General features: G+C 65.4%; 19 protein-coding genes and 1 pseudogene. 16 read left to right on the top strand and 4 right to left on the bottom strand.

Annotation, left to right across the window (positions count from 1 at the left end):
• The 14 genes and pseudogenes from ACVW16_RS09835 (at position 1) to ligA (ending at position 17,650) form a co-directional block, all read left to right on the top strand.
• Complete coding sequence (locus tag ACVW16_RS09835; RefSeq protein ID WP_456699046.1) at positions 1-396, top strand: hypothetical protein; 396 nt, start codon at positions 1-3, stop codon at positions 394-396.
• A 163-nt stretch (positions 397-559) separates the two neighbouring features.
• Entirely contained in the window at positions 560-1,711 is a 1,152-nt protein-coding gene (ftsW, locus tag ACVW16_RS09830; RefSeq protein ID WP_456736013.1) for a putative lipid II flippase FtsW, read from the top strand.
• Between the two features lie 106 nt (positions 1,712-1,817).
• Positions 1,818-2,918 carry an undecaprenyldiphospho-muramoylpentapeptide beta-N-acetylglucosaminyltransferase gene (gene murG / locus ACVW16_RS09825; protein ID WP_456699044.1) on the top strand — a complete coding sequence of 367 codons (1,101 nt, stop codon included), beginning with the start codon at positions 1,818-1,820 and terminating at the stop codon, positions 2,916-2,918.
• Between the two features lie 166 nt (positions 2,919-3,084).
• The gene (gene murC / locus ACVW16_RS09820) at positions 3,085-4,488 is read left to right on the top strand and encodes a UDP-N-acetylmuramate--L-alanine ligase (protein WP_456699043.1); all 1,404 of its coding nucleotides are present in this window, start codon (positions 3,085-3,087) and stop codon (positions 4,486-4,488) included.
• A gap of 186 nt (positions 4,489-4,674) precedes the next feature.
• Positions 4,675-5,595 (top strand): UDP-N-acetylmuramate dehydrogenase, encoded by a 921-nt coding sequence (gene murB / locus ACVW16_RS09815; protein WP_456736012.1) that lies wholly within the window; start codon positions 4,675-4,677, stop codon positions 5,593-5,595.
• 19 nt (positions 5,596-5,614) lie between these two features.
• Positions 5,615-6,601 carry a D-alanine--D-alanine ligase family protein gene (locus ACVW16_RS09810; protein ID WP_456738792.1) on the top strand — a complete coding sequence of 329 codons (987 nt, stop codon included), beginning with the start codon at positions 5,615-5,617 and terminating at the stop codon, positions 6,599-6,601.
• A gap of 267 nt (positions 6,602-6,868) precedes the next feature.
• Positions 6,869-6,986: pseudogene (locus ACVW16_RS09805) on the top strand (D-alanine--D-alanine ligase); the annotation flags it as partial.
• On the top strand, positions 6,950-7,990 hold the full coding sequence (locus tag ACVW16_RS09800) for a cell division protein FtsQ/DivIB (protein ID WP_456699040.1): 1,041 nt from the start codon (positions 6,950-6,952) through the stop codon (positions 7,988-7,990). The pseudogene ACVW16_RS09805 and the gene ACVW16_RS09800, both read left to right, overlap by 37 nt.
• Positions 7,987-9,309: a cell division protein FtsA gene (gene ftsA / locus ACVW16_RS09795; protein ID WP_092228292.1), complete on the top strand. Its 1,323-nt coding sequence runs from the start codon at positions 7,987-7,989 to the stop codon at positions 9,307-9,309. Before ACVW16_RS09800 ends, ftsA begins: the two co-directional genes overlap by 4 nt.
• Positions 9,310-9,396: 87 nt before the next feature.
• Complete coding sequence (gene ftsZ / locus ACVW16_RS09790) at positions 9,397-11,190, top strand: cell division protein FtsZ (RefSeq protein WP_456736011.1); 1,794 nt, start codon at positions 9,397-9,399, stop codon at positions 11,188-11,190.
• 363 nt (positions 11,191-11,553) lie between these two features.
• Positions 11,554-12,516: a UDP-3-O-acyl-N-acetylglucosamine deacetylase gene (gene lpxC, locus ACVW16_RS09785; RefSeq protein ID WP_456736010.1), complete on the top strand. Its 963-nt coding sequence runs from the start codon at positions 11,554-11,556 to the stop codon at positions 12,514-12,516.
• A 240-nt stretch (positions 12,517-12,756) separates the two neighbouring features.
• The gene (locus tag ACVW16_RS09780) at positions 12,757-13,644 is read left to right on the top strand and encodes an outer membrane protein assembly factor BamD (protein ID WP_456699036.1); all 888 of its coding nucleotides are present in this window, start codon (positions 12,757-12,759) and stop codon (positions 13,642-13,644) included.
• 24 nt (positions 13,645-13,668) lie between these two features.
• A complete protein-coding gene (recN, locus tag ACVW16_RS09775) occupies positions 13,669-15,342 on the top strand; it encodes a DNA repair protein RecN (protein WP_456736009.1) in 1,674 nt (557 codons plus the stop codon).
• A gap of 154 nt (positions 15,343-15,496) precedes the next feature.
• Positions 15,497-17,650 carry an NAD-dependent DNA ligase LigA gene (ligA, locus tag ACVW16_RS09770; RefSeq protein ID WP_456736008.1) on the top strand — a complete coding sequence of 718 codons (2,154 nt, stop codon included), beginning with the start codon at positions 15,497-15,499 and terminating at the stop codon, positions 17,648-17,650.
• A gap of 118 nt (positions 17,651-17,768) precedes the next feature.
• Here ligA and ACVW16_RS09765 read toward each other — a convergent pair whose 3' ends face one another.
• Both ACVW16_RS09765 and ACVW16_RS09760 read right to left on the bottom strand, forming a co-directional pair.
• On the bottom strand, positions 17,769-19,046 hold the full coding sequence (locus ACVW16_RS09765) for a multidrug effflux MFS transporter (protein ID WP_456736007.1): 1,278 nt from the start codon (positions 19,044-19,046) through the stop codon (positions 17,769-17,771).
• 109 nt (positions 19,047-19,155) lie between these two features.
• Positions 19,156-20,985: an aminopeptidase P family protein gene (locus ACVW16_RS09760; protein ID WP_456736006.1), complete on the bottom strand. Its 1,830-nt coding sequence runs from the start codon at positions 20,983-20,985 to the stop codon at positions 19,156-19,158.
• Between the two features lie 184 nt (positions 20,986-21,169).
• On the opposite strand from ACVW16_RS09760, the gene ACVW16_RS09755 reads away from it, so the two are divergent.
• Positions 21,170-21,349 carry a hypothetical protein gene (locus tag ACVW16_RS09755; RefSeq protein WP_456699031.1) on the top strand — a complete coding sequence of 60 codons (180 nt, stop codon included), beginning with the start codon at positions 21,170-21,172 and terminating at the stop codon, positions 21,347-21,349.
• Positions 21,350-21,383: 34 nt separating this feature from the next.
• On the opposite strand, the gene ACVW16_RS09750 is transcribed toward ACVW16_RS09755, so the two are convergent.
• Positions 21,384-22,271, bottom strand: coding sequence for a 50S ribosomal protein L11 methyltransferase (locus tag ACVW16_RS09750; RefSeq protein WP_456699030.1), 888 nt, complete (start codon positions 22,269-22,271; stop codon positions 21,384-21,386).
• 162 nt (positions 22,272-22,433) lie between these two features.
• Between ACVW16_RS09750 and ACVW16_RS09745 the strand changes: the two genes are divergently transcribed.
• Positions 22,434-22,589 carry a Flp family type IVb pilin gene (locus ACVW16_RS09745; protein WP_092228302.1) on the top strand — a complete coding sequence of 52 codons (156 nt, stop codon included), beginning with the start codon at positions 22,434-22,436 and terminating at the stop codon, positions 22,587-22,589.
• A gap of 276 nt (positions 22,590-22,865) precedes the next feature.
• On the opposite strand, the gene ACVW16_RS09740 is transcribed toward ACVW16_RS09745, so the two are convergent.
• Entirely contained in the window at positions 22,866-24,509 is a 1,644-nt protein-coding gene (locus ACVW16_RS09740; RefSeq protein WP_456736005.1) for a phytoene desaturase family protein, read from the bottom strand.
• Between the last annotated feature and the right edge of the window lie 227 nt (positions 24,510-24,736).

Here is a 24,736-nt window from a genome sequence, read left to right as displayed (position 1 = left end):
ATGTCGCCGCGACGCTGGACCGGACTTATCGCTGCTCTGGCTATTCCCGTCGGCTTCCTCTGCGTCGTCCTCATCGACGGCGTCATGCACCAATTCGGCGCGTGTCGCGTCGTTCGCCAAAGTGCGTTCGCCTCCCCGAGCGGCAGCAAATTGGTTGTCGTGGTCTGGAAGTCGTGCGGAGCGAGTGTGCCCGACAGTACGCAGGCCAGCATCGTGGCGCGCGGCCGGACGTTCTCGCCCGAGAGCACGCCGACCTTTGTCAGCGTGCGCGGGCATCTCGATGCCGTCGTCGTGTGGAGCAGCGAGCGGGCGGTCAGGATCGGTTTCATTCCCGGAGCAGACCAGATCGACAAGCGCGACCCGCGCGCGGGGGATGTCGCGATTACCTACGAATAGGCCTCCGTGTCCCGAACGCGCACCGGACGATGCTTCGCATCGCCGGGGGCAAGTGGGCTGCGTCCGGGGCACGAGACTGTTCACAACTTCATCCGCTTCCTTAACCTCCCGGTAACCAACCTCGGCGACCAATGAACGGACCTCTGTCCGAAAGCGGCCGCCCATGCTCTCCCGTGAAGAACGCACCCCCTTTACCGAGTGGTGGTGGACCGTCGACAAGCCGCTGCTCGGCGCGATCCTGGTGTTGATGCTGACCGGCGTCATCCTGTCGCTCGCGGCAAGTCCGCCGGTCGCGACCCGCATCGGGCTCGATCCGTTCCACTTCTTCAATCGGCACGTGATGTTCCTGGTGCCGTCGTTTCTGGTGCTGATCGGGGTGTCCTTCATGTCGCCGCGCTCGATCCGGCGAAGTGCGCTGATCATCTTCGCGATCAGCATCATCCTGATCGTGGTGACGCTCGCCATCGGTCCCGAGGTGAAGGGCTCACGGCGCTGGATCACGCTCGTCGGCGTCAACATCCAGGCCTCCGAGATCGCAAAGCCCTCATTCGTCGTCATTGCGGCCTGGTTGTTTGCGGAATCGACCAAGCGGCCCGAGATGCCGGCGACCTCGATGGCGCTGGTGCTGCTCCTGATGCTGGTGTCGCTGCTGGTGATGGAGCCGGACTTCGGCCAGACCATGCTGATCCTGATGGTGTGGGGCTCGCTGTTCTTCATCGCGGGCATGCGCATGATCTGGGTGTTCGGCCTTGCCGGCCTCGGTGCGGCCGGCCTGTTCAGCGCCTATCTCTTCGTTCCGCACGTCGCGGGCCGCATCAAGCGCTTCATGAATCCGGCCTCCGGCGACACCTTCCAGGTCGATACCGCGATGGAGGCCTTTTACAACGGCGGCTGGTTCGGCCTCGGACCCGGTGAGGGCATCGCCAAGCGCAGCCTGCCCGATAGCCATACCGACTTCGTGTTCGCAGTCGCGGCCGAGGAGTTCGGCATCATCCTGTGTCTCGCCATGCTGGCGCTGTTCGCCTTCGTCGTGATCCGCACGCTGTCGCGCGCCTATGCCAACGAAGACATGTTCTCGCGCTTTGCGGCCTCGGGTCTTGCGATCCTGTTCGGCGTGCAGGCGGCCATCAACATGTCCGTCAACCTCCAGCTCATCCCCGCCAAGGGCATGACGCTGCCGTTCATCTCCTACGGCGGCTCCTCGATCGTGTCGCTCGCCTATGGCGTCGGCATGATGCTGGCCCTGACGCGGCTGCGTCCGCGCACCGAGGTCGAGGCCAGCGGCCATGCTGACGCGATGCGGAGTTACGCGTAGTTCTTCGTCATTGCGAGTTAGCACCGGCCAGAATCCCTCCGCCGGGGCAGTCTGGATTGCTTCGCTGCGCTCGCCATGACGGCGAAGGCCTTGTAAAAGGGCAGTGATGGACACTTCCCCCTTGATTCTTCTCGCCGCGGGCGGCACCGGCGGCCATCTGTTTCCGGCCGAGGCGCTCGGCGTCGAGCTGATCCGGCGCGGCTTTCGCGTGCGCCTCGTGACCGATGAGCGCGCGCTGCGCTACAGCGGGCTGTTCAGCAAGGACATGATCGACGTCGTCGCCAGCGAGACCGCGCGCGGCCGCAATCCGTTCCAGCTCGCCTATGCCGGCCTCACGCTCGCCACCGGCACGTTGTCCGCTTACAGCCTGATCAAGCGATTGAAGCCTGTGGCCGTCGTCGGCTTTGGCGGCTATCCGACATTGCCGCCACTGGTTGCGGCAAAATTCGCCGGCGTGCCCGGCATCATCCATGACGCCAATGCGGTACTCGGCCGCGCCAACCGTTTCCTGTCGAGCCGCGTCCGCGCGATCGCGACATCGCTGCCGGGTGTGCTGGACCGCGATCCGGCGCTCGCAGGCAAAACCACGACGGTCGGTACGCCGATGCGCCCCGCAGTCCTTGCCGCGGCGGCGGTGCCTTACGCCGCACCCGAAGCGAATGGGCCGCTGCGTCTGCTCGTCGTCGGCGGCAGCCAGGGGGCGCGCATCATGGCCGACATCGTGCCGGGCGCGATCGAACGGCTCGAGCCGGCGCTCTGGGGTCGGCTGATCCTCACCCAGCAGGTCCGCGACGAGGACATGACCCGCGTGCGCGCGGTCTACGACAAGCTCAAGATCAATACCGAGCTCGCGCCGTTCTTCACGGATCTGCCGGCTCGGCTCGCGTCCAACCACCTGGTGGTGTCGCGCTCCGGCGCCGGCACCGTGGCCGAGCTCGCCGCGATCGGCCGGCCCTCGATCCTGGTGCCGCTGCCGGGCTCGATCGACCAGGACCAGTTCGCCAATGCCGGCGTGCTGGCCAAGGTCGACGGCGCCGTCCGCATCCCGCAGACCGAGTTTACCCCCGATCGTCTCGCCGCCGAGATCTCCGCCTTCGCCGCCGAGCCGGCGCGCCTCGCCGCCATGGCAGCCGCCGCAAAAGGGGCAGGGCGGCTCGATGCCGCCGAGCGGCTGGCCGATCTGGTGGTCAAAGTCGCGGGAATCTGAGCCCAAACGGGCCGATTTTCGTATTTTTGCCGTCATGGCCGGGCTTGTCCCGGCCATCCACGTCTTGCATGAAGTAGATCGGGATTCGTGGATGCCCGGGACGCCTTGCGTAAAGACGCGCTTGGCGCTTATGCCCGGGCATAACGACGGAACCATAGGATAAAGCATGAGACTGCCGCGCGAGATCGGACCCATCCACTTCGTCGGGATCGGCGGGATCGGCATGAGCGGCATCGCCGAGGTGCTGATCAATCTCGGCTATACCGTGCAAGGCTCGGACGCCTCGGACAATTACAATCTCGATCGCCTGCGCAAGAAGGGCGCGAAGGTTTCGGTCGGCCACAAGGCCGAGAATGTCGATGGCGCCGAGGTCGTCGTGGTGTCGACCGCGATCAAGCGCGACAATCCCGAATTGATGGCGGCGCGCGAGCGGCGTATTCCCGTGGTGCGCCGCGCCGAAATGCTGGCCGAGCTGATGCGGCTCAAAAGCTGCGTCGCGATTGCCGGCACGCATGGCAAGACCACGACGACCACGATGGTGGCGACGCTGCTCGATGCCGGCGGGCTCGATCCGACCGTCATCAACGGCGGCATCATCAACGCCTATGGTTCCAACGCGCGGCTGGGCGCCGGCGACTGGATGGTGGTGGAAGCCGACGAGAGCGACGGCACGTTCTTGAAGCTGCCGACGGACGTGGCGATCGTCACCAATGTCGACCCCGAGCATCTCGACCATTTCAAGACGTTCGAAGCCGTGCAGGACGCCTTCCGGCATTTCGTCGAGAATTTGCCGTTCTACGGCTTTGCGGTGATGTGCATCGATCATCCCGTCGTGCAAAACCTCGTCGGCAAGATCGAGGATCGTCGCATCATCACGTATGGCCAGAACCCGCAGGCCGACGTGCGGCTTGTTGACCTGAGCCCGATGGGCGGCGGCTCGAAGTTCAAGGTCGCATTCCGCGATCGCAAGACGGGTGCCGTACACGAGATCGCCGATCTCATGCTGCCGATGCCGGGCCGTCACAATGCCTCTAACGCGACGGCGGCGATCGCGGTGGCGCGCGAGCTCGGCGTTTCCGACGAGGCGATCCGCAAGGCGATCGCCGGCTTCGGCGGCGTCAAGCGCCGCTTCACCAAGACGGGCGAATGGAACGGCGTCACCGTGATCGACGATTACGGCCATCACCCCGTCGAGATCGCGGCGGTGCTGAAGGCGGCGCGGGAATCCACCAACGGCAGGATCATCGCCGTGGTGCAGCCGCATCGCTACACCCGCCTGCAATCGCTGTTCGAGGAATTCTGCACCTGCTTCAATGATGCCGATGCCGTTGTTGTCGCTGACGTCTATGCCGCGGGCGAGACGCCGATCGACGGTATCGACCGCGATCATTTCGTGGCGGGCCTGCGCGCGCATGGGCATCGCGAGGTGGTGCCGTTGCCGGGGGCTCCGGAGCTTCCGGGGATCGTCAAGGGGCTCGCGAAGTCGGGCGATCTCGTCGTGTGCCTCGGGGCCGGCAACATCACGCAATGGGCGTACGCCTTGCCTGACCAATTGAAGGCGCTGGGGTGAGGTGTTGGCTTTGATCGTATCGATCGCCACTCGGCACACTGCGCTCCCTCCCCCCGTGTGGGGGAGGGTGGGGGAGAGGGGTAGCCACACACTCCGATCTCGCTTGGGGCTACCCCCCTCCCTGCCCCTCCCCCACAAGGGGGGAGGGAACGGAGAGAATGTGCGTCCCTTACTTGAGGTCGCCGCATGAGCTTCCCCGACATCACGCCAGAGCTCAAAGCCGCAATGCCAAACCTGCGCGGCCGGCTGCTGGCCAACCAGTCGCTGGCCGAGCTGACCTGGTTTCGCGTCGGCGGCCCCGCGCAGGTGCTGTTCACCCCGGCGGACGAGGACGATCTGGCTTATTTCCTCGCGCATCTCGCAGGCGACATTCCGGTCTATGTCGTCGGGGTCGGCTCCAACCTGATCGTGCGCGATGGCGGGATTGCCGGCGTGGTGATCCGGCTCGCGCCGCGTGCTTTCGGCGAGGTCATTGCGAGCGGCGATGTCGTTACCGCGGGCACCGCGGCGCTCGACAAGCGCGTGGCGGAAGTGGCGGCCTCTGCCAATATCGGCGGACTTGAATTCTATTTCGGCATTCCCGGCACGATCGGCGGCGCGCTGCGCATGAACGCGGGCGCCAATGGCGGCGAGACCAAGGACGTGCTGATCGAGGCGCGCGGCGTCGGCCGCGACGGCACCAGCTACGTCTTCTCCAACGCCGACATGAAATTCGTCTACCGCAACAGCGGCGTCGATCCTTCCATCATCTTCACGTCCGCGCGCTTTCGTGGCGAGATCAGGGATGCTGATGCGATCCGCGCGCGGATGGCGGAGGTGCAAAACCATCGCGAGACGGCGCAGCCGATCCGCGAGAAGACCGGTGGCTCGACCTTCAAGAATCCGCCGGGCCATTCCGCCTGGAAACTCGTGGACGCCGCCGGCTGCCGCGGCTTGCGCCTCGGCGGCGCGCAGGTCTCCGACATGCATTGCAACTTCCTGATCAACACCGGCGATGCCACCGCGCACGATATCGAGACGCTGGGCGAGACGGTGCGCGAACGCGTGAAAGCGAATTCCGGAATCGAGCTGCACTGGGAAATCAAGCGGATTGGAATTCCCGGCTAATTTGGACAGACGAGAGAACATGCGCATCACCATCCTCTTCGGCGGCTCCAACCGCGAACGTCTGGTTTCCGTCGCCTCAGCCCAGGCGCTGCATCAGGCGCTGCCCGAGGCCGATCTCTGGTGGTGGGACGTCGAGGACAAGGTGCATGTGGTACAGTCGGAGCAGCTGCTCGAACATGCTCGCCCATTCGAGGACGAGTTCAAGCCCGGCACCTCAGGCATTCCGCTGGCACAGGCGCTCGACAAGGCCAAGGCAGAAGATCGTGTGCTCGTGCTCAGCCTGCATGGTGGGGCTGCCGAGAACGGCGAGCTGCAGGTGATGTGCGAGGCACGCGGCCTGCCGTTCACCGGGTCCGGCTCGGCTTCCTCGCATCTCGCCTTCGACAAGATCGCGGCCAAGCGCTTTGCCGCGCTCGGCGGCGTCACGCCGCCTGCGGGCATCGCGCTCGAGAACATCGACGAAGCCTTCGCCGAATACGGCAGGCTGATCGCAAAGCCGGCGCGCGACGGCTCGAGCTACGGCCTGATCTTCGTCAACGCCAAGCAGGACCTCGTGGCCGTCCGCAATGCGGCCAGGCGTGAAGAGTACGTGATCGAACCCTACATCGCCGGCGTCGAGGCGACCTGCGGCGTTCTGGAGCGCACCGACGGCTCGCTCATCGCGCTGCCGCCGATCGAGATCATTCCGGGCGAGGGCAATTTCGACTACGCCGCAAAATATCTCTTGAAGTCGACCCAGGAGATCTGCCCCGGCCGCTTTTCGCCCGAGGTCACCGCCGCGCTCAAGGCCCAGGCCATGCTGGCGCATCGCGCAATGTCCTGTGCCGGCTATTCCCGTTCCGACTTCATCGTTGCGGAGAAGGGGCTGGTCTATCTCGAAACCAACACGCTACCCGGGCTGACCAAGTCCTCGCTGTACCCCAAGGCGCTGAAAGCCGAAGGCATCGCCTTCGTCGACTTCCTTCGCGACCTGATCGAGCTCGCCGAGCGGCGGGTGCGGAAATAGTTAGGATTGGTTAACGGCCGGGCAGGCGAAAATGCCCGGTTTGGTGCCCAAAACCGGTAAAATGCCGGACTTCGTGGCGGAAGTGCCTCAGTCAACTGGGCAAAAAGCATCCCGCGTTAACGAACTTTACCTTTTGTTTACCAGGACATCCGAAGGTTAACGCTGGCGGCGCATATGGCGTTTTGGCTGCCGGCGCGTGAACCGTTTCGGATGTTTCCGACCGGCGAACGCTTTGTAGGGGAGCGGTTTCTTCTGCCGAAGACCATTACCCGGCCCGGCACGACCGAGACGTCATGTTCGCCAGGACCCGCGCGGCGTCGCGGGGCAAACTGTTGACGAGCTCGTGCAATGGATGGTGCAGGAAGCCTCACCCGATCGCCTGTGAGATCGCTGAGGCCCCAAGCTGATCTGAAGGCGGCCGCGATCGGAGCGGTCGTGCTTCTGCGCGAGTGGGTGCAGGACAGGCTCGACCACAGGCGCGCGCAAAAGCACGCCGCCGCCGAGCGGAAGATCAAGGCCAAATCCAAGATCAAGGCCGTCGTCGAGCGTGAGCCGCCGCCGCGCGTGGTCGCGCTGGTCGAGCGCTATCTGCCGCGCCGGGTCGGGATCAGCCTGACCGTGCTGCTGTTGATCGGCAGCTGCGGCCTCGGCATCGTCAAGGGCGGCCACCTCCAGGATTTCATCACCGCCGTCAGCGACGCGCGCAACGCCGTGGCCAATTCGGCCGGCTTCCGCATCACCTCCGTCGTGATCAACGGCCGCAAGCAGCTGAGCCAGGACGAGGTCCTCGCGATCGGCGGCGTCAGCGGCCGCTCTTCGCTGTTGTTCCTCGATGCCGACGACGTCCGCGACAAGCTCAAGGCCAATCCGTGGATCGCGGATGCGACCGTGCTGAAGCTCTATCCGGGCCAGCTCATGATCGAGATTACCGAGCGGAAGGCGTTCGCGCTGTGGCAGGAGGCCGGCCGGCTCTCGGTCATCGCCGACGATGGTGCGCTGCTCGAGCCCTATGTCTCGCGCCGGTTCCTGACGCTGCCGCTCGTGGTCGGCAAGGGCGCCGATACCCAGGCGCGTGATTTCCTCACGTTGCTGGCCCGCTATCCGCAGGTCAATTCGGTGACGAAGGCCGCCATCTATGTCGGCGAGCGGCGCTGGAATCTGAGATTGAAGGACGGTCTCGACATTCGCCTGCCCGAGCAGGACGTCGGCAACGCGCTCGCCGCGCTCTCCAAGCTCGACAAGGATGACAGACTGTTCTCGAAGGACATCGTCGCGATCGACATGCGGCTGCCCGACCGGCTGGTGGTGCAGCTGTCCGATGACGCCGCCAAGGCGCGCGATGATCTGTTCAAGGACAAGAAGAAAAAGAAGGCCGGGGACGCCGCATGACCGGTCTTGATCGCACCCAGACTCCGAAGACGCGGCCGATGCCGCACAAGCGCGGCGGCCTGGTCGCCTGCCTCGACATCGGCACCAGCAAGATCGCCTGCATGATCGCGCGGCTGAAGCCGTCGGCGCCGAGCGAAGCGCTGCGCGGCCGAACCCACGCGGTGGAACTGATCGGTTACAGCCAGATCCAGTCGCGCGGCATGAAGGCCGGCGCGGTGGTCGATCTCGGCGAATGCGAGCAGGCGGTGCGCCAGGCCGTCGGGCTCGCCGAGAAAATGGCCAAGGTTCGGGTCGAGTCCGTTTTGTTGTCGGTCTCCGGCGGCCGGCTCGCGGGCCAGCTGGTCGAAGCCGCGGCCGATATCCGTGGCGGGGCGGTGACGCCGGCTGACGTCAGCCGCGTCACCTCCACCGGCATGCGCCACGCCACCGGCGAGGGCCGCACGGTGCTGCACGCGCTGCCGGTCGGCTATACGCTCGATGGCGTCAAGGGCATTCGCGATCCGCGCGGCATGGTGGCGCATCAATTCGGCGTCGACATGAACGTCGTCACCTGCGACGCCACCGTGGCACGGAACCTGATGCTGGCGGTGGAACGCTGCCATCTCAATGTCGAAGCCATGGCCGCCAGCCCCTACGTGGCGGGCCTGTCGGTATTGACCGACGACGAGGCCGATCTCGGCGCCGCCGTGGTCGAAATGGGCGCGGGCACCACCACGATCGCGGTCTATTCCGGCGGCCGCTTCGTGCACGCGGCCGGATTCGCGGTCGGCGGGCAACACATCACGATGGATCTCGCGCGCGGACTCTCCGCGACCATTGCCGATGCCGAGCGAATCAAGACGTTATACGGCACCGTCATCACCGGTGGATCGGACTCGCGTGAGCTGATGTCTGTACCGACAGCCGGTGACGACCAGGACCTGCCGCAGATCGTTTCGCGCGCCACCATCGCCAACATCGTCAAGCATCGTGCCGAGGAAGTCTTCGAAATGGTTCGGGACAAGCTGAAGGATTCGCCCTTCGCGGCAGAGCCCAAGGGCCGCGTCGTGCTCTCGGGCGGCGCCTCGCAGCTGACCGGTCTCGTCGAACTCGGCACCCAGATTCTCGGCCGGCCCGTGCGGGTCGGACGTCCGCTCGGTTTCGGCCGGCTGCCCAACGAGGCGAAGAACGCCGCGTTCGCGGTGCCGGCCGGACTTCTCGTCTACCCGCAATACGTTCACCACGAACATGTCGAACCGCGGCATACGCGGCAGCAGGTCAGAACAGGAACCGGCGGTTATTTCGGAAAGGTCGGACGATGGCTACGCGAGGGCTTCTGATGACTCATCTCCGCAAATGTCTGATTTCACCAACTCCCGCGGCCGCAGGCCGGGGCGAACCCACGCGCGCGTGATCGAGAGGCAAACATGACCATCAGCATCAACGTTCCTGATATTCACGAGTTGAAGCCCCGCATCACCGTGTTCGGCGTGGGGGGCGCCGGCGGCAATGCCGTCAACAACATGATCACGGCGGGCCTCCAGGGCGTCGATTTCGTGGTCGCCAACACCGACGCGCAGGCGCTGACGATGTCCAAGGCGCAGCGCATCGTGCAGATGGGCACCGCGGTCACGCAAGGATTGGGCGCAGGCTCGCAGCCGAACGTCGGCGCCGCCGCTGCTGAAGAAGTGATCGACGAGCTGCGCGACCATCTCTCCGGCGCCAACATGGTGTTCGTCACCGCCGGCATGGGCGGCGGCACCGGCACCGGTGCTGCCCCCGTCATCGCCAAGACTGCGCGCGACATGGGCATCCTCACCGTCGGCGTGGTGACCAAGCCGTTCCACTTCGAGGGCGGCCGCCGCATGCGCACCGCCGAAGCCGGCATCAACGAGCTGCACAAGGTGGTCGATACGCTTCTGATCATCCCGAACCAGAACCTGTTCCGGGTCGCCAACGAGAAGACCACCTTCGCCGACGCCTTCGCGATGGCGGACCAGGTGCTCTACTCGGGCGTCGCCTGCATCACCGATCTGATGGTCAAGGAAGGCCTGATCAACCTCGACTTCGCCGACGTCCGCGCCGTCATGCGCGAAATGGGCAAGGCGATGATGGGCACCGGCGAAGCCTCCGGCGACAAGCGCGCGCTGACCGCCGCCGAAGCCGCGATCGCCAACCCGCTGATCGACGATTCTTCGATGAAGGGTGCCAAGGGTCTGCTGATCTCGATCACCGGCGGCAAGGACCTGACCCTGTTCGAGGTCGACGAAGCCGCGACCCGCATCCGCGAGGAAGTCGACCAGGACGCCAACATCATCGTCGGCGCGACCTTCGACGAAGCCCTCGACGGGCTGATCCGCGTCTCGGTCGTCGCCACCGGCATCGAGCAGGCGGCGATCGCCCGCAACAGCCAGGCATCCTCCGCTCCGGTGGCCGACGCCGCGCCGCAGCAGCAGGCTCCCGCGGCTCCGGCCGTTGCTGCCGAGAGCCGTCTCGCCGACCTGACCGCGCGTCTGCGCGCCGACAACCAGCGTCTGGCCGAGCGTGCCCAGAAGATGGAATCGCAGATCCCGGCTGCGGCGCCGGCCGCCGCCGCGCCCGTCGCGCCGCGTCCCAATGTGGAGCGTGCGGCGCTTGCCGCCATCGCAGCTGCCGTTTCCGAAGCCCCTCCGGCGCCCGCCCCGCAGACCTATGGCGACGTCACCGTGCGCCCGATCGCGCAGAAGCCCACGCTATTTCCGGAGCCCGAGCAGGCGCCGGTCGCCATGCACGAGCCGATGACCCCGGATACGTTCATCCCGCCGCAGGCCGAGCGCGCGCCGGTTCGCGCGCCGCGGATGCCGCGCCTCGAGGAGTTGCCGATGCCGGCCCAGGCCGAGCTTCGTCAGGCCCGTGGCGAGGTCGAGGAGGAGACCCCGCAGAAGACCCGCCTGTCGCTGCTGCAGCGCCTCGCCAATGTCGGCCTCGGCCGTCGTGACGAGGAGACCGAGGCTCCGATCGCCGCTCGTACCTCCGGCCCCGCCATGCCGGCGCTGCCCGAGCGCAAGCCGCAGCGGACGGTGCAGCAGCAGATCGCTGCCAGCGAACCGGTCTCGGAATATGCCCGCCGGCCCGCGCCGCAGGGTCTGGACGCCCATGGCCGTCCCGCACCTGTTGCTCCGGCGCCACAGGGAGACGACCATCTTGATATCCCGGCCTTCCTGCGGCGGCAGGCGACCTGAGGATTGTTACAATAAGGCAGACGCAAAAAGGTCCCGGCAACGAGCTTGCCGGGACCTTTCCTTTTGTCCCGTGCATCTCCGGATTGCGCGCTCAAGCAACTGATTTTAAATCATTAATTACTTGTTCGGTGCTTCAGTAAAGCCGCCGATAACGGAGCCAAATCCCGGCGCAATTTGGTTAAGCCTTGGCGCGAATACGGCGGGTTTGGGGTAACAATCGGTAAAAAAGCGTGAGTTGGCGCTGTTTGAGGCAGTGACTATGGTTCGACGTGACTTGGGGATACGGAGATTCGGACGGTCGATCTCAATCGATCAGTCTGGTCCAGTATAAGTCGCAGTGGGTCGTAGCGGGGCGGGTTCCTGATGAAATTTAGCCGGCAAACAACGCTTCGTGCGCAAGCCACAGTGGCCGGCGTGGGCGTTCATTCCGGTCTTCCCGTCACCCTCACGCTCGGACCTGCACCAGTTGATGCAGGTTTTATTTTCGTCCGCACCGGCCTTGAGGGAAGTGACCGCGAAGTCCAGGCGACCGCCGAGCAGGTGATTGCCACCGATTTCGCGACCGTTCTTGGCGACCGCAGCGGCCCGCTGGTTTCGACCGCGGAGCATGTGCTGGCGGCATTGCGCGGCATGGGCGTCGACAACGCCACCATTGAGATCGACGGTCCGGAAGTGCCGATCATGGACGGCAGTGCTGCGGCCTTCGTCGCGGCCATCGATCAGGCCGGGATCGTCAGCCAGCCGGCACAGCGCCGGTTCATCCAGGTTTTGAAGCCGATCTCGGTCAAGGTCGGTGACTCCTTCGGTGAGATCAGGCCCTACGCCAACGGCTTCCGCGCCGAAGTCGAGATCGACTTCACCAATCCCGTCATCGGTCGGCAGAGCTATGCCTTCGACCTCAGCCCGGAGCGCTTCCGCCGTGACGTCGGCCGCGCCCGGACCTTCGGTCTGATGGGCGATGTCGCCCGGCTCTGGAGCGCGGGCTATGCGCTTGGCGCCTCGTTTGAAAATACCGTGGTGTTCGACGACGAGCGGCTGCTCAACACCGAGGGCCTGCGCTACGCCGATGAATGCGCCCGCCACAAGGTGCTGGACGTGATCGGCGACCTTGCGCTGGCGGGCCTGCCGCTGCTGGGCGCCTATCGCTCGGTGCGTGGTGGCCACAAGCTCAACCACGCGGTCCTGACTGCGCTGCTCGCCGACCGTACGGCCTGGCGGGTGGTCGAGGGCGAGGTGGCCCGGCGCTCCACGCGTGCGGTGGCCGAGGTCGGTAGCGGCATCGTCGGTGGCCGGATCGCTGCGGCCTACGGGCCAGACGTGTCCTGAAAGCCGGTTGCGGCAGGCCGCCAGGCAAGACTTTCCCCGGGAAACTCCTGGTAACCATGATCGACCAGGATTGCGGCGATTTCGCCTTAATCCGGGCGGAATGCCTGCCTATCCGGTCGGCTCGAATGTTTTTCGGTTGCACCGCCGTGCCGTATGGCAGGCACCACGGTCAGATGTCGCGCCCGTGACGGGGATCATGGGCTTGCGGGCACGCATCACAGGGCGTCAGGTCTAAAATTCATGTCGGCACAGCGTATGACGCGCGGATCTTTATTAGTTTCGCCTCGGGCCCGTGGACTGCTTCAGGTCGCCACGCTTGTCCTGTTCGCGCTGCCGTTGGCCGGCTGCGGCACCGGCGCCCTATGGGACAAGTTCACCGCCAAGGACGACACCTTCGTCGAGGAGCCTGCCGACAAGATCTATAATGAGGGCTTGTACCTCATGAACGAAAAGAAGGATATGAAGGCGGCGAACAAGAAGTTCGAAGAGGTCGACCGCCAGCATCCTTATTCCGACTGGGCACGCAAATCGCTGCTGATGTCGGCCTACGCATCCTACCAGGGTGGCGACTATGACGGCTGCATCGGGGCTGCGACCCGCTACGTCACCCTGCATCCCGGCAGTCCGGACGCCGCCTATGCGCAGTACCTGATCGCCGCCTCGCATTACGACCAGATCCCGGACATCAACCGTGACCAGGGCCGCACCGAGAAGGCGATTGCGGCGCTGGAAGAGGTGGTGCGCAAATATCCGACGTCGGAATATGCGACCTCCGCCAAGGCCAAGATCGAGGGCGCACGCGACCAGCTCGCCGGCAAGGAAATGGCCGTCGGCCGCTACTACATGCAGAAGAAGGACTACACGGCCGCGATCAACCGCTACAAGGCCGTGGTGACGCAGTACCAGACCACCCGGCACGTCGAGGAGGCGCTCTACCGTCTCACCGAGGCCTATATGTCGATCGGAATCGTCGGCGAGGCCCAGACCGCCGCCGCCGTGCTCGGCCACAATTTTCCTGACAGCCGCTGGTACAAGGACGCCTATAATCTTGTAAAATCCGGCGGTCTCGAGCCGAGCGAGAATCAGGGGTCCTGGATCAGCCAGACCTTCAAGAAGATAGGCCTCTAGGTCTCGGCTAGGAAATTTGGTTCCATGCTGGCGCGTCTGTCGATCCGTGACATCGTCCTGATCGAACGGCTCGATATCGAATTCGCCACCGGGCTTGCGGTTTTGACCGGCGAGACCGGTGCGGGCAAATCCATCCTGCTCGATGCCTTTGCACTGGCGCTCGGCGGCCGCGGCGACGCCGGCCTCGTGCGGCATGGCGCGGAGCAGGGGCAGGTCACCGCCGTCTTCGATGTCCCGAAGAATCACCCCGCAACGAAGATCCTGGCCGAGAACGGGCTTGAGGATACCGGTGAGATGATCCTGCGCCGGGTCCAACTCGCCGACGGTCGCACTCGCGCTTTCATCAACGACCAGTCCATCAGCGTGCAGACGCTGAAGGCGGTCGGCGCCGCGCTGGTCGAGATCCACGGCCAGCATGACGAGCGCGCGCTGGTCGATGCGGCCACCCATCGCCGCCTGCTCGATGCCTTTGCCGGTCTCGAAAAGGATGTCGCCGCGGTAGAAGAGCTCTGGGACGCGCGCCGCACAGCCAACACCGAGCTCGAAGAGCATCGTGCCAGCATGGAACGCGCCGCGCGCGAAGCCGATTATCTGCGTCATGCCTCGGCCGAGCTGAAGCAGCTCGCACCGAGGGACGGCGAGGAGACCGCGCTCGCCCATCGCCGCACCACCATGATGCAGGGCGAGAAGATCGCCTCCGATTTGCGCGAGGCGCAGGAGGTCGTCGGTGGCCACAATTCGCCGGTCACGGCGCTGTCGGCCGCCGTGCGCCGGCTGGAACGTCGTGGTGTGAATTCGCCGGCACTGGTCGAGCCTGCGGTCAAGGCGATCGACGTCGCCATCAATGCGCTGGAGGAAGCCGACCAGCATCTCCAGGCCGCGCTGGCCGCGACCGATTTCGATCCGGCCGAGCTCGAACGCATCGAGGAGCGGTTGTTCGCGTTGCGCGCCGCGTCCCGCAAATATTCGACGCCTGTTGACGGCCTCGCCGCGCTCGCCGCCAGATACGCCGCCGACGTCGTGCTGATCGATGCCGGCGCTTCGCGCCTGAAGAAGCTGGAGCAGGCCGCGATCGAGGCAGATGGCCGCTATGCGGCTGCGGCGAAAAAGCTCTCAGCGGCGCGGCAGAAATCGGCCGAGAAGCTCAACAAGGCGGTCGACGCCGAGCTCGCGCCGCTCAAGCTCGACCGCGCAAAATTCATCACCCAGGTTACGACAGACGAGGCCGCGCCCGGACCGCAAGGCTTCGACCGCGTCGAGTTCTGGGTGCAGACCAATCCCGGCACCAAGCCGGGCCCGATGATGAAGGTCGCTTCCGGCGGCGAGCTCTCCCGCTTCCTGCTGGCGCTCAAGGTCGTGCTGTCCGATCGCGGCTCGGCGCCGACCCTCGTGTTCGACGAAATCGACACCGGCGTCGGCGGCGCGGTTGCGGATGCCATCGGCGGTCGCCTGGCGCGGTTGGCGGGCAAGGTTCAGGTGATGGCCGTGACCCACGCCCCGCAGGTTGCTGCCCGTGCCGACCAGCATCTCTTGATTTCCAAGGATGCGCTGGACAAGGGCAAGCGCGTCGCCACTCGCGTCAATGCGCTGGCCGCCGACCACCGCCGCGAGGAGATCGCCCGCATGCTCGCCGGCGCCGAGATCACCGCCGAGGCGAGGGCGGCTGCGGACCGGCTGCTCAAGGCGGCGACGGCTTAGCTTTGTCCCGGACGCGCGTAGCGCGAGCCGGGACCCGGAATGTTGCGCTGGGCCCCGGCTCTGCATCGCACCGCTGAAGAAGCGCCGCGTGCGTCCGGGGCACAAGACTTTAACCGCCTTTACCGTCCCGCCCGCTCCGTCGTATCCAAACACCATGGCCAGAGCAGAAAAATCCAAAGCAAAGCCGCTTCGCGACGTCACGGACCTCACCAAGGCGCAAGCCAAGGTCGAGCACATGCGGCTCACGCTCGAACTCGAAGAGCACGACAAGCGCTATTATCAAGATGACGCGCCGACGGTGACGGACGCCGAATATGATGCGCTGCGCCAGCGCCTCAACGCGATCGAGAAGCGCTTTCCTGAACTCGTCAGCGCGGACTCGCCGTCACAGAAGATCGGCGCGGCGCCGTCCGGGCGCTTCAGGAAGGTCCAGCACTCCGCTCCGATGCTGTCGCTCGACAACGCCTTTGCCGAAGAGGACGTGCGCGATTTCGTCGGCCGCATCGTGCGGTTCCTCAAGCTCGACGACGACAAGATCAATTTCTCGGCGGAGCCGAAGATCGACGGCCTGTCGATGTCCCTGCGCTATGAGGGCGGCGAGCTCGTCACTGCGGCGACGCGCGGGGACGGTGCGGTCGGCGAGGACGTCACCGCCAACATCCGCACGCTCGAAGACGTGCCGCAGAAGCTGAAGGGGCGCAACGTCCCTGACGTCTGCGAGGTGCGCGGCGAAGTCTACATGACGAAGAAGGCCTTCCTCGCGCTCAACGAGCGGCAGAAGGCCGCCGGCGATACCATCTTCGCCAACCCGCGCAATTCCGCCGCCGGCTCGCTCCGTCAGAAGGACCCGACCATCACCGCCTCGCGTCCGCTGGGCTTCTTCGCCTATGCCTGGGGCGAGATGAGCGCGATGCCGGAGGAAACGCAAAGCGGCATGATCCACTGGTTCGAGCGTTGCGGCTTCAAGACCAACCCGCTGACGAAGCTGTGCCACTCCGTTGAGGAATTGATCGCGTTCCACCAGAGCATCGAGGAAGAACGCGCCGAGCTCGACTACGACATCGACGGTGTCGTCTACAAGGTCGATCGCATCGATTGGCAGGAGCGTCTCGGCTTCGTCTCGCGCACGCCGCGCTGGGGCATCGCGCACAAATTCCCGGCCGAGCGGGCCATGACGGTGCTGCGTGCCATCGAGATCCAGGTCGGACGCACCGGCTCGTTCACGCCTGTCGGCAAGCTCGAGCCGGTCGGCGTCGGCGGCGTGATCGTGCAGAACGTCACGCTGCACAACGAGGACTACATCAAGGGTATCGGCAACAAGGGCGAGGTATTGCGCGAGGGCCGCGATATCAGGATCGGCGACACCGTCGTGATCCAGCGCGCCGGCGACGTGATCCCGCAGATCGTCGACGTCGTCCTCGACAAGCGGCCGAAGAGCGCCGGGGAATACCGGTTTCCGAAGAAATGCCCGTGCCCGCTGCATACCGATGTCGTGCGCGGCGCGACGGCCGCCGGCGAGGAAGAATCTCGCGCCCGCTGCACCGGCGAGTTCGCCTGCCCCTATCAGAAGATCGAGCACCTAAAACTGTTCGTGTCGCGGCGCGCCTTCGATATCGATGGTCTTGGCGAGAAGCAGCTGCAGTATTTCTTCGATCAGGGCTGGGTCAAGGAGCCCGCCGATATCTTCACGCTGGAGAGCCGCAACGCCAAGCTCAAGCTCGAGGAGATCGAGGGCTATGGCGCGACCTCGGTGCGCAATTTGTTCGGCGCGATCGAGAGCCGGCGCAAAATCGCGCTGGAGCGCTTCGTCTATGCGCTCGGCATGCGCCATGTCGGCGAGACCACGGCCCTGGCGTTGGCGCGCGGCTACGGCTCCTGGGACGCCTTCCACGACGCCTGCCTCAAGGTCGCCAAGGGCGACGAGGAGGCGATGGCGGAGATGGACGCGCTCGACCAGATCGGCGATACCGTGATCAAGAGCATCGCCGACTATTTCGGCGAGAGCCACAATCGCGGCATCGTCGAACGGCTGACCAAGGAGGTCGAGATCATCGACGCCGAGAAGCCGAAGAGCAACTCGGCGGTCGCCGGCAAGACGGTCGTCTTCACAGGCTCGCTGGAGAAGATGACGCGGGACGAGGCCAAGGCGACAGCCGAGCGGCTCGGTGCCAAGGTATCGGGCTCGGTATCGAAGAAGACCGATCTCGTCGTCGCAGGCCCCGGCGCGGGCTCGAAGCTGGCGGAGGCCAACAAGCACGGCGTCCAGGTGCTGACAGAAGACGAGTGGCTGAAGCTGATCGGGGAATGAGGATTTTCTTCGTCATTGCGAGCGCAGCGAAGCAATCCAGGGGCTCTCCGCAGTGGCAGTCTGGATTGCTTCGTCGCATGGGCTCCTCGCAATGACGGGCAGGGGGCGAGCGGCCCCTTCACATCATCCCCGTTTCTTCCTCTTCCGCCTGCTCGATCAATTCCTCGCTCACCAGGACGTCGCGTCGGGGGACCACGAATGTCATCGTGCAGGCGCAAAGCAGCGAGATCGCGAGAACCGCCGAGGTCAGCGGCAACGTGGTCGCGGCGTGGCCGCCGAGATAGGCGCCGAATTGCGACATCAGCGCACCGATGCCTTGCTGCAGGAAGCCCATCGCGCCTGATGCGGTGCCGGCGGCTTCGGGCCGGATGCTGATGGCGCCGGCTGCGGAATTCGCCATCACGAAGGCATTGCCGACCATCACGATCATCTGCGTGCCGAACAGCCAGGCGGGCGCCTCGTTCCAGCCAGTCAGGCTCCAGAGCAGGTTCAGGAGGCTGCCGCAGAGTTGCAGGGCCAGCCCGAACCAGATCAGCTTTTCCAGCGAATGCCGTGGCGCGAAGCGCACGCAGAGCAAATTGCCGACCAGATAGGCGAAGCCGGTCGTTGCGAACCAGGCGCCGTATTCGGCGCTGGACCGGCCCATCTGCGTCACGACGATGTAGGGGCCGCCGCCGGCGAAGGTGAAGATGATCTGCGATGCCAACACCTGGCACATCACATAGCCGATGAAGGCGCGGCTCTTGATCAGCACGCCAACGTCGGCGCGAAAGCCGCCGCTGCCGGCCGCGGGGTCGCGGCGGGTCTCTGGGAGTGCGATCGCGATGCCGATGGCGACCGTGATCGCGCCGATCGTGACGGCGTAGAAAATGGCGCGCCAACCGAACGCGGTCTCGATCAGGCCGCCGGTGAGTGGCGAGACCATCTGGCCGATCATCAGCGCGGCGACCACGAGGCTGATCATCGAGGCGACGCGGTCGCGCTCATAGATGTCGCGGATGATGGCGCGGCTCACCACCATGCCGGAAGCGCCGCCGAGTGCCTGGAAGAAGCGCGCGGCGATCAGCTGCGGCAGGGTTTCGGCGAAGATACACGCAACGCTCGCCGCGACCATCAGCGCAAGGCCGCCAAGCAGGACCGGGCGCCGGCCGAACTTGTCCGAGAGCGGCCCCATGATGAGCTGTGACAGCGCGATGCCGACCATGTAGAGCGACACCGTCATCTGCGCAATCGAGATGTCGCGGCCGAACGTCGCCCCCAGCGCGGGCAGCGCCGGCACCAGGATGTAAAGCGAGATCGGCGCGATCCCGGTCATCGCGACCAGCAGCAGCAACATCAAGCGCGAGGTCGCGATGTTGGTCGCTGCTCCCGGCGGTCGGCTGATCATACCGTGCATGGATCGACACTAGCCGGATCGCCGCGGCCGCGAACATGGCCGTTTCGGTATGCGGCTATGCGTGATGCTGGAGCCTTGCGCCGATCGCGTAGTGCTATGCGGGCGCCGTCTAGGCCTTCAGCTCCGCGGTGGCCTGATCGAGCCAGGACTTCGTTGGCTCATCCAGCCCCGGTCCGGCTTCAGCGCGGACGCGCGCGTGGTAGGCATTGAGCCAGGCGAGCTCGTCGCGGTTCAGCATCGCGGTGTCGATCAGCCGGCGGTCGATCGGCGCCAGCGTCAGCGTCTCGAAGGCGCTCATCGATTTCTCGGCGCCCTCGATGTCGGCGGCGACGACCAACTCGAGGTTCTCGATGCGGATGCCAAAACCGTCGGTCTTGTAATAGCCAGGCTCGTTGGAGAGGATCATGCCGCGCTTCAGCGGCGTGGTGCCGAGCTTCGAGATCCGCGCCGGGCCTTCGTGGACACTGAGGTAGCTGCCGACGCCATGGCCGGTGCCATGCTCGAAATCGACGCCGGCGGCCCAGAGATATTGCCGCGCAAGCGTGTCGAGCTGCGCCCCGGTGGTGCCGTCGGGGAAGACGGCGCGCGCGATCGCGATATGGCCGCGCAGCACGCGGGTGAAGCGGTCGCGCATCTCCTCGGTGGGCTCGCCGATCGCCATGGTGCGGGTGACGTCGGTGGTGCCGTCTTCATATTGCGCGCCGGAATCGATCAGCAGCAGATCGCCGGGCACGATCCGCCGGTTGCTCTTGCGGGTGACGCGGTAATGCACGATGGCGCCGTTCGGGCCGGTGCCTGATATGGTTGGGAACGACACGTCCCTCAAGGCGCCGGTGTCGCGGCGAAAGGTCTCCAGCGCTTCGACCGCGTCGATCTCGGTGAGCTTGCCGCTTGGTGCCTCGCGATCGATGAAGGCGAGGAAGCGCGCCAGTGCGATCGCATCGCGCCGGTGCGCCGTCTGCGCGCCCTTGATCTCGGTCGCGTTCTTCACGGCCTTCAGCAGCGCGATCGGATCGCTGCCGCGTACGGGCTTGCCGCCCCCGCCCGCGATCAGCCGGCTCAGTGCGTCGGCCGCCGTGGCGGCGTCGAGCGCGATCGCCGCGCCGCTCTTGGCGAGCGCCATCAGGGTCGGCGTCAGCGCATCGGGCTCGCGCACGTCGGCCGATTGCTCGAGATGATCACGCGTCAGGTTGGAGAGCTTGCGGTGATCGATGAACACGGTGGGACGGCCGACCTTGGGCACCAGCGCGTAGGACAGCGGCAGCGGCGTATGTGCGACATCGGCGCCGCGGATGTTGAAGGTCCAGGCCACCGCATGGCTGTCCGACAGCACCAGCGCGTCGGCGCCCAGTCTGTCGATCTCGCTCTTGATCTGCGCCACCTTCTCGGCCTCGGCGACACCGGCATATTGCAGGCCGTGGATCGCGACCGGTGCGATCGGCGGCTGCGGCCGGTCCTGCCAGACCGCGTCAATGGGATTGCTGTCGACTGCCACCAGCTCGGCGCCGGCCTTGGCGCAGGCGGCGGCGAGGCGCTCGGCTGCCGCGAAAGTGTGCAGCCACGGATCAAATCCTAGGCGGTCGCCAGATTTAAGATGCGCTGAGATCCAGCTCTCCGGCGGCGGATCGACCAGCGATTCCACCGTCCACGCCTTGGCGTCGACCTGCTTGGCCGCCTGGATCGTGTAGCGGCCGTCGACGAAAACCGCCGCCTTCTGGGTCAGCACCACCGCGAGTCCCGCCGATCCGGTAAAGCCGGTCAGCCACGCGAGCCGCTCTTCGGAGGGCGCAACATATTCATTCTGCTGCTGATCGGCGCGCGGAATGACGAAGCCGGTCAGCTTGCGGCGGGCGAGCTCTTCACGGAGTGCGGCAAGCCGCGCCGTCAATGCGACGCCAGCTTCCGGCTCCTCGAATGTCTGGAAGTGCGCTTCGAACATGGCTCAGTTTAGGGTCATCAGGATCAGTCCGCAATGCGGACGCAATTGCATGGAATTTGGCACGGACTGTGCTTGAAAATGTTCCATCCAAACTGAGTGGAGTATTGGATGCGGCAGTTGCGCTTCGTCCGGACATCGGGGACATTCGAGCAGGTGGTTCATCTCAATGGCGAGGGGACACACGATGCCATCGTTCACGTTTGAGAAGATTTCGCCGCCGGTGCGTCGCGCGCCGGCAGCGCCGACACCGAAGAAGCCGCGCGGCCTCATCAGCCAGATGATCGACCGCGTCTCCGAGCGTCGCGCCCGGCGGGCGGTGCCGGCCGAGCCGCCGATGCGCCGGGATGACAAGCCGGCGGAGTAGGACGGCGAAGGGGCGCGTCACCCGTGAATGCGCCTCACCCCATCTTCCGCAGCAACAAACTGCTCCAGCCCTCGATCCGCAGATGCCGGAGCGGCATCAGGCCACGCGCGCGGTAGGCGGCGATCACGGCGGGGGCCTGATGGCTGAGCAGACCGGAGAGAATGACACGCGCGCCGGGTGCAAGATGCCGCGCCATCGGGCCGGCCAATTGCCGGAGCGGATTGGCCAGGATGTTGGCCAGCACCAGGTCGAACGGGCCGCTTCTGGCAAAATCCGGCGCGGCGAAGCCGGTGGCGCGGATCACCCGGACATGTTGACCGGCTTGGTTCAGCGCCGCGTTCTCGGCCGCGACCCGCACCGACGGCGGATCGATGTCGGAGGCCAGCACCGCACGGTGCAGCGATTTTGCGGCCGCGATCCCAAGCACGCCGGTTCCGGTGCCGAGGTCGAGCACGCGCTTTGGCCGCGCCTGTTTCAGGACATGGTCAAGCAGGAGTAAACAGCCGCGCGTGGTGCCATGGTGGCCGGTTCCGAAGGCGAGGGCGGCCTCGATCTCGATCGCGAGCTTGTTCGGTGCCACGCGATCGCGGTCATGGCTGCCATGGACAACGAAGCGTCCGGCCGGCACCGGGACCAGATCCTCCAGGCTCGCCTTGACCCAGTCCTTGGCTTCGACCGTGTCGAAGGCAAGGTTGGCGGCAATGTCATTTCCTGCTGAAGTTGCAATGATTTCGCGGAGCAATGCCTGATCCGGCGCCTCGGCGAAATGCAACGTGACGTCCCATTGTCCGTCCGGCCGCTCGAACGCGGCCACTGCCGCATCGCCCTCGAGAAATACCTCGGTGAGTACGTCGACGACGCGCCTGGCGGCGGCCTCGTTGCCGATCGAGAAAGTAGCGCGATGGGTCGGGGACGGCTTCATTCCAGGGGCCCGTTGGTTTCAATTTGCGGAACTTTTGTTCCTGATTTCCGTATAACTTGTGGTTTCCCGGTTAACTTGACCGAAGGTTGCGCTCCGTAGATTTCCGGATGTTGGATCCAACGATACACCCTGGAAGTGAAACGGAGGCGAGTCTTGAAGCGCATGGTTTCGAAGTTTTGGTCTGATGAGTCTGGCGCGACCGCGATCGAATACGGCCTGATCGCAGCCGGTATCGCGCTGGCGATCATCACCGTGGTGAACAGCCTCGGCACCTCATTGAACGACAAGTTTGGTTCGGTTAGCAGCTCCTTGAAGTAATTTCTGCCTCCCAATTCCCAGCGGGGCCACTTTCTTCATAGACGGCTTTTCGATGAGCGCCCGCTGCGGAGATTGTCCGTTGGCGGGCGACGTCGTTTGGGCGATTATCGTCGCCTATACCCGCCAAATCGTTCGATGATGATTCACCGGCCTATACCCGGTTTATCAACTCGCTTCTCCACAGCCCGCTCGGCGCTTAGACGATGCGATCGAGCCGTGCCTCCACGGCTTCACCACAGCTTTGCCAACAGGCCTTTCCACAGTCCGTCCACAAATCTATCCACGGCTTGCGAACAGGCTGCGGTGATCCCGCAAGATCGCCTGCGCGGCATTGTGGCCGGGGGCGCCGGTGACGCCGCCGCCGGGGTGCGCGCCGGAGCCACAGTGATACAGGCCCTTCAGCGGCCCACGGTAGTCGGCATGGCCCAACATCGGCCGGGCCGAGAACAGCTGGTTGAGCGACAGCGCGCCATGGAAGATGTCACCCCCTAACAGGCCGAATTGCCGCTCGAGATCGAGCGGGGAGAGCATCTGGCGGCCGAGCACGCTGGACGCAAAGCCCGGCGCGTAGCTATCCACCGTCGCGATCATGAGATCGGCGACCTCGTCGCGATGGTCGTCCCAGGATTTGCCGTCGGGCAGTTCGGGTGCAACATGCTGGCAGAACAGGCTTGCAACGTGTTGGCCCGCAGGCGCGAGCGTATCGTCGAGCGTCGAGGGGACCAGCATCTCGACGATCGGCTGCCGACTCCAGCCCTGCGCCCGCGCATCGAGATACGCGCGGTCCATATAGCCGAGATCAGGGGCCAGGATGATGCCGGAGGTGAGGTGATCGCCGTGACCAGGCAGCGCCGTGAAGGAGGGCAGGCGATCCAGCGCCACGTTCATGCGGAAGGTGCCGGAGCCGTTCCTCCAGTGGCGAATGCGGGCGAGAAAATCCCGGGGTAGGGCATCGGCCGCGATCAGACGTGTGTAGAGCAGTTTGGGATTGACGTTGGCCGCGACGTACTTTGCGCGGATGGCCGTGCCGTTTTCCAGCACCACGCCGACGGCGCGGTCGCGCGCGACGATCACCTCGCGCACGCCGGCATCAAGCTCGATCGTGACGCCGCGCGCACGGGCGGCTCGGGCCATCGCCTGCGTGATCGCGCCCATGCCGCCGATCGCGTGGCCCCAGGCACCCTTCTTGCCGTTCACTTCGCCGAAGGCGTGGTGCAGCATCACGTAGGCTGAACCGGCGGCGTAGGGGCTCGCGTAATTGCCGACGATGGCATCGAAGCCGAACAGCGCCTTGACCAGATCGTGCTCGAACCGCTCATCCAGCATCTCGCCGGCGGAGCGGGTGAAGAGGTCGAGCAGGCTGCGGCTTTGCTCCAGCGTGAGGCCGCGCAGGATGTTGGCTGTCGTCAATGCGTTTGCGGCCTCGCGGATGGCGCCAATGCCGAAACTGCCGAGCAGGTTTGGCGGGGCGCGCAGCACGAACTGTCGCAGCACGTCGGCGATGTCCCCGAGCTCGCGCGAGAAGCCGTCGAGCGCATCGGCATCGCGCGCGCTGAGCCGCGCGACGGACGCCTTGGTCCGGCCCTCGCCGGTGAGGAGATAGTTGCCGTCGGGGGCGGGCAGGAAATTCTGTGCGCGCCGCTCGACCACGCGCAGGCCTTGTTCCGCAAGACCCAAGTCGCGGATGACCTGCGGGTTGAGCAGGCTCACCGTGTAGGCCGCGACCGAGTTGCGAAAGCCCGGATGAAATTCCTCCGTGACCGCGGCCCCGCCAACCACCTTGCGGCGCTCGACGACATGCACGCGCAACCCCGCCGTCGCGAGATAGGCCGCGCAGGTGAGGCCGTTATGGCCCGCGCCGATGATGACGACGTCGGTTTCGGTCATGACTTCCCTGGTTGCCGTCGCGATGCGGAGCATCGAATTACGGTGCGGGCTCCCGCATCGCAGAATCTCGAAATTCCGGGTTCGCGCTTCGCGCCCCGGAATGACATCTCTATATCAAGCATTGCTCCCTGCAACATCACGAGAGCATTTATTGCCCGTTCAGGCGCGGTGTGCTCCATTGCGCCCGCCCGGCGCCCGCCGGGCCTTTGTTCGACACGTTTTCTCGGGCGAACCGGTGCCCACTTCGCTGGAAAACGCTT

Source organism: Bradyrhizobium sp. USDA 4474 (assembly GCF_054057515.1).
The sequence above is the reverse complement of the archived record's forward strand: the minus strand, read 5'-3'. Positions and strand labels throughout refer to the sequence as shown.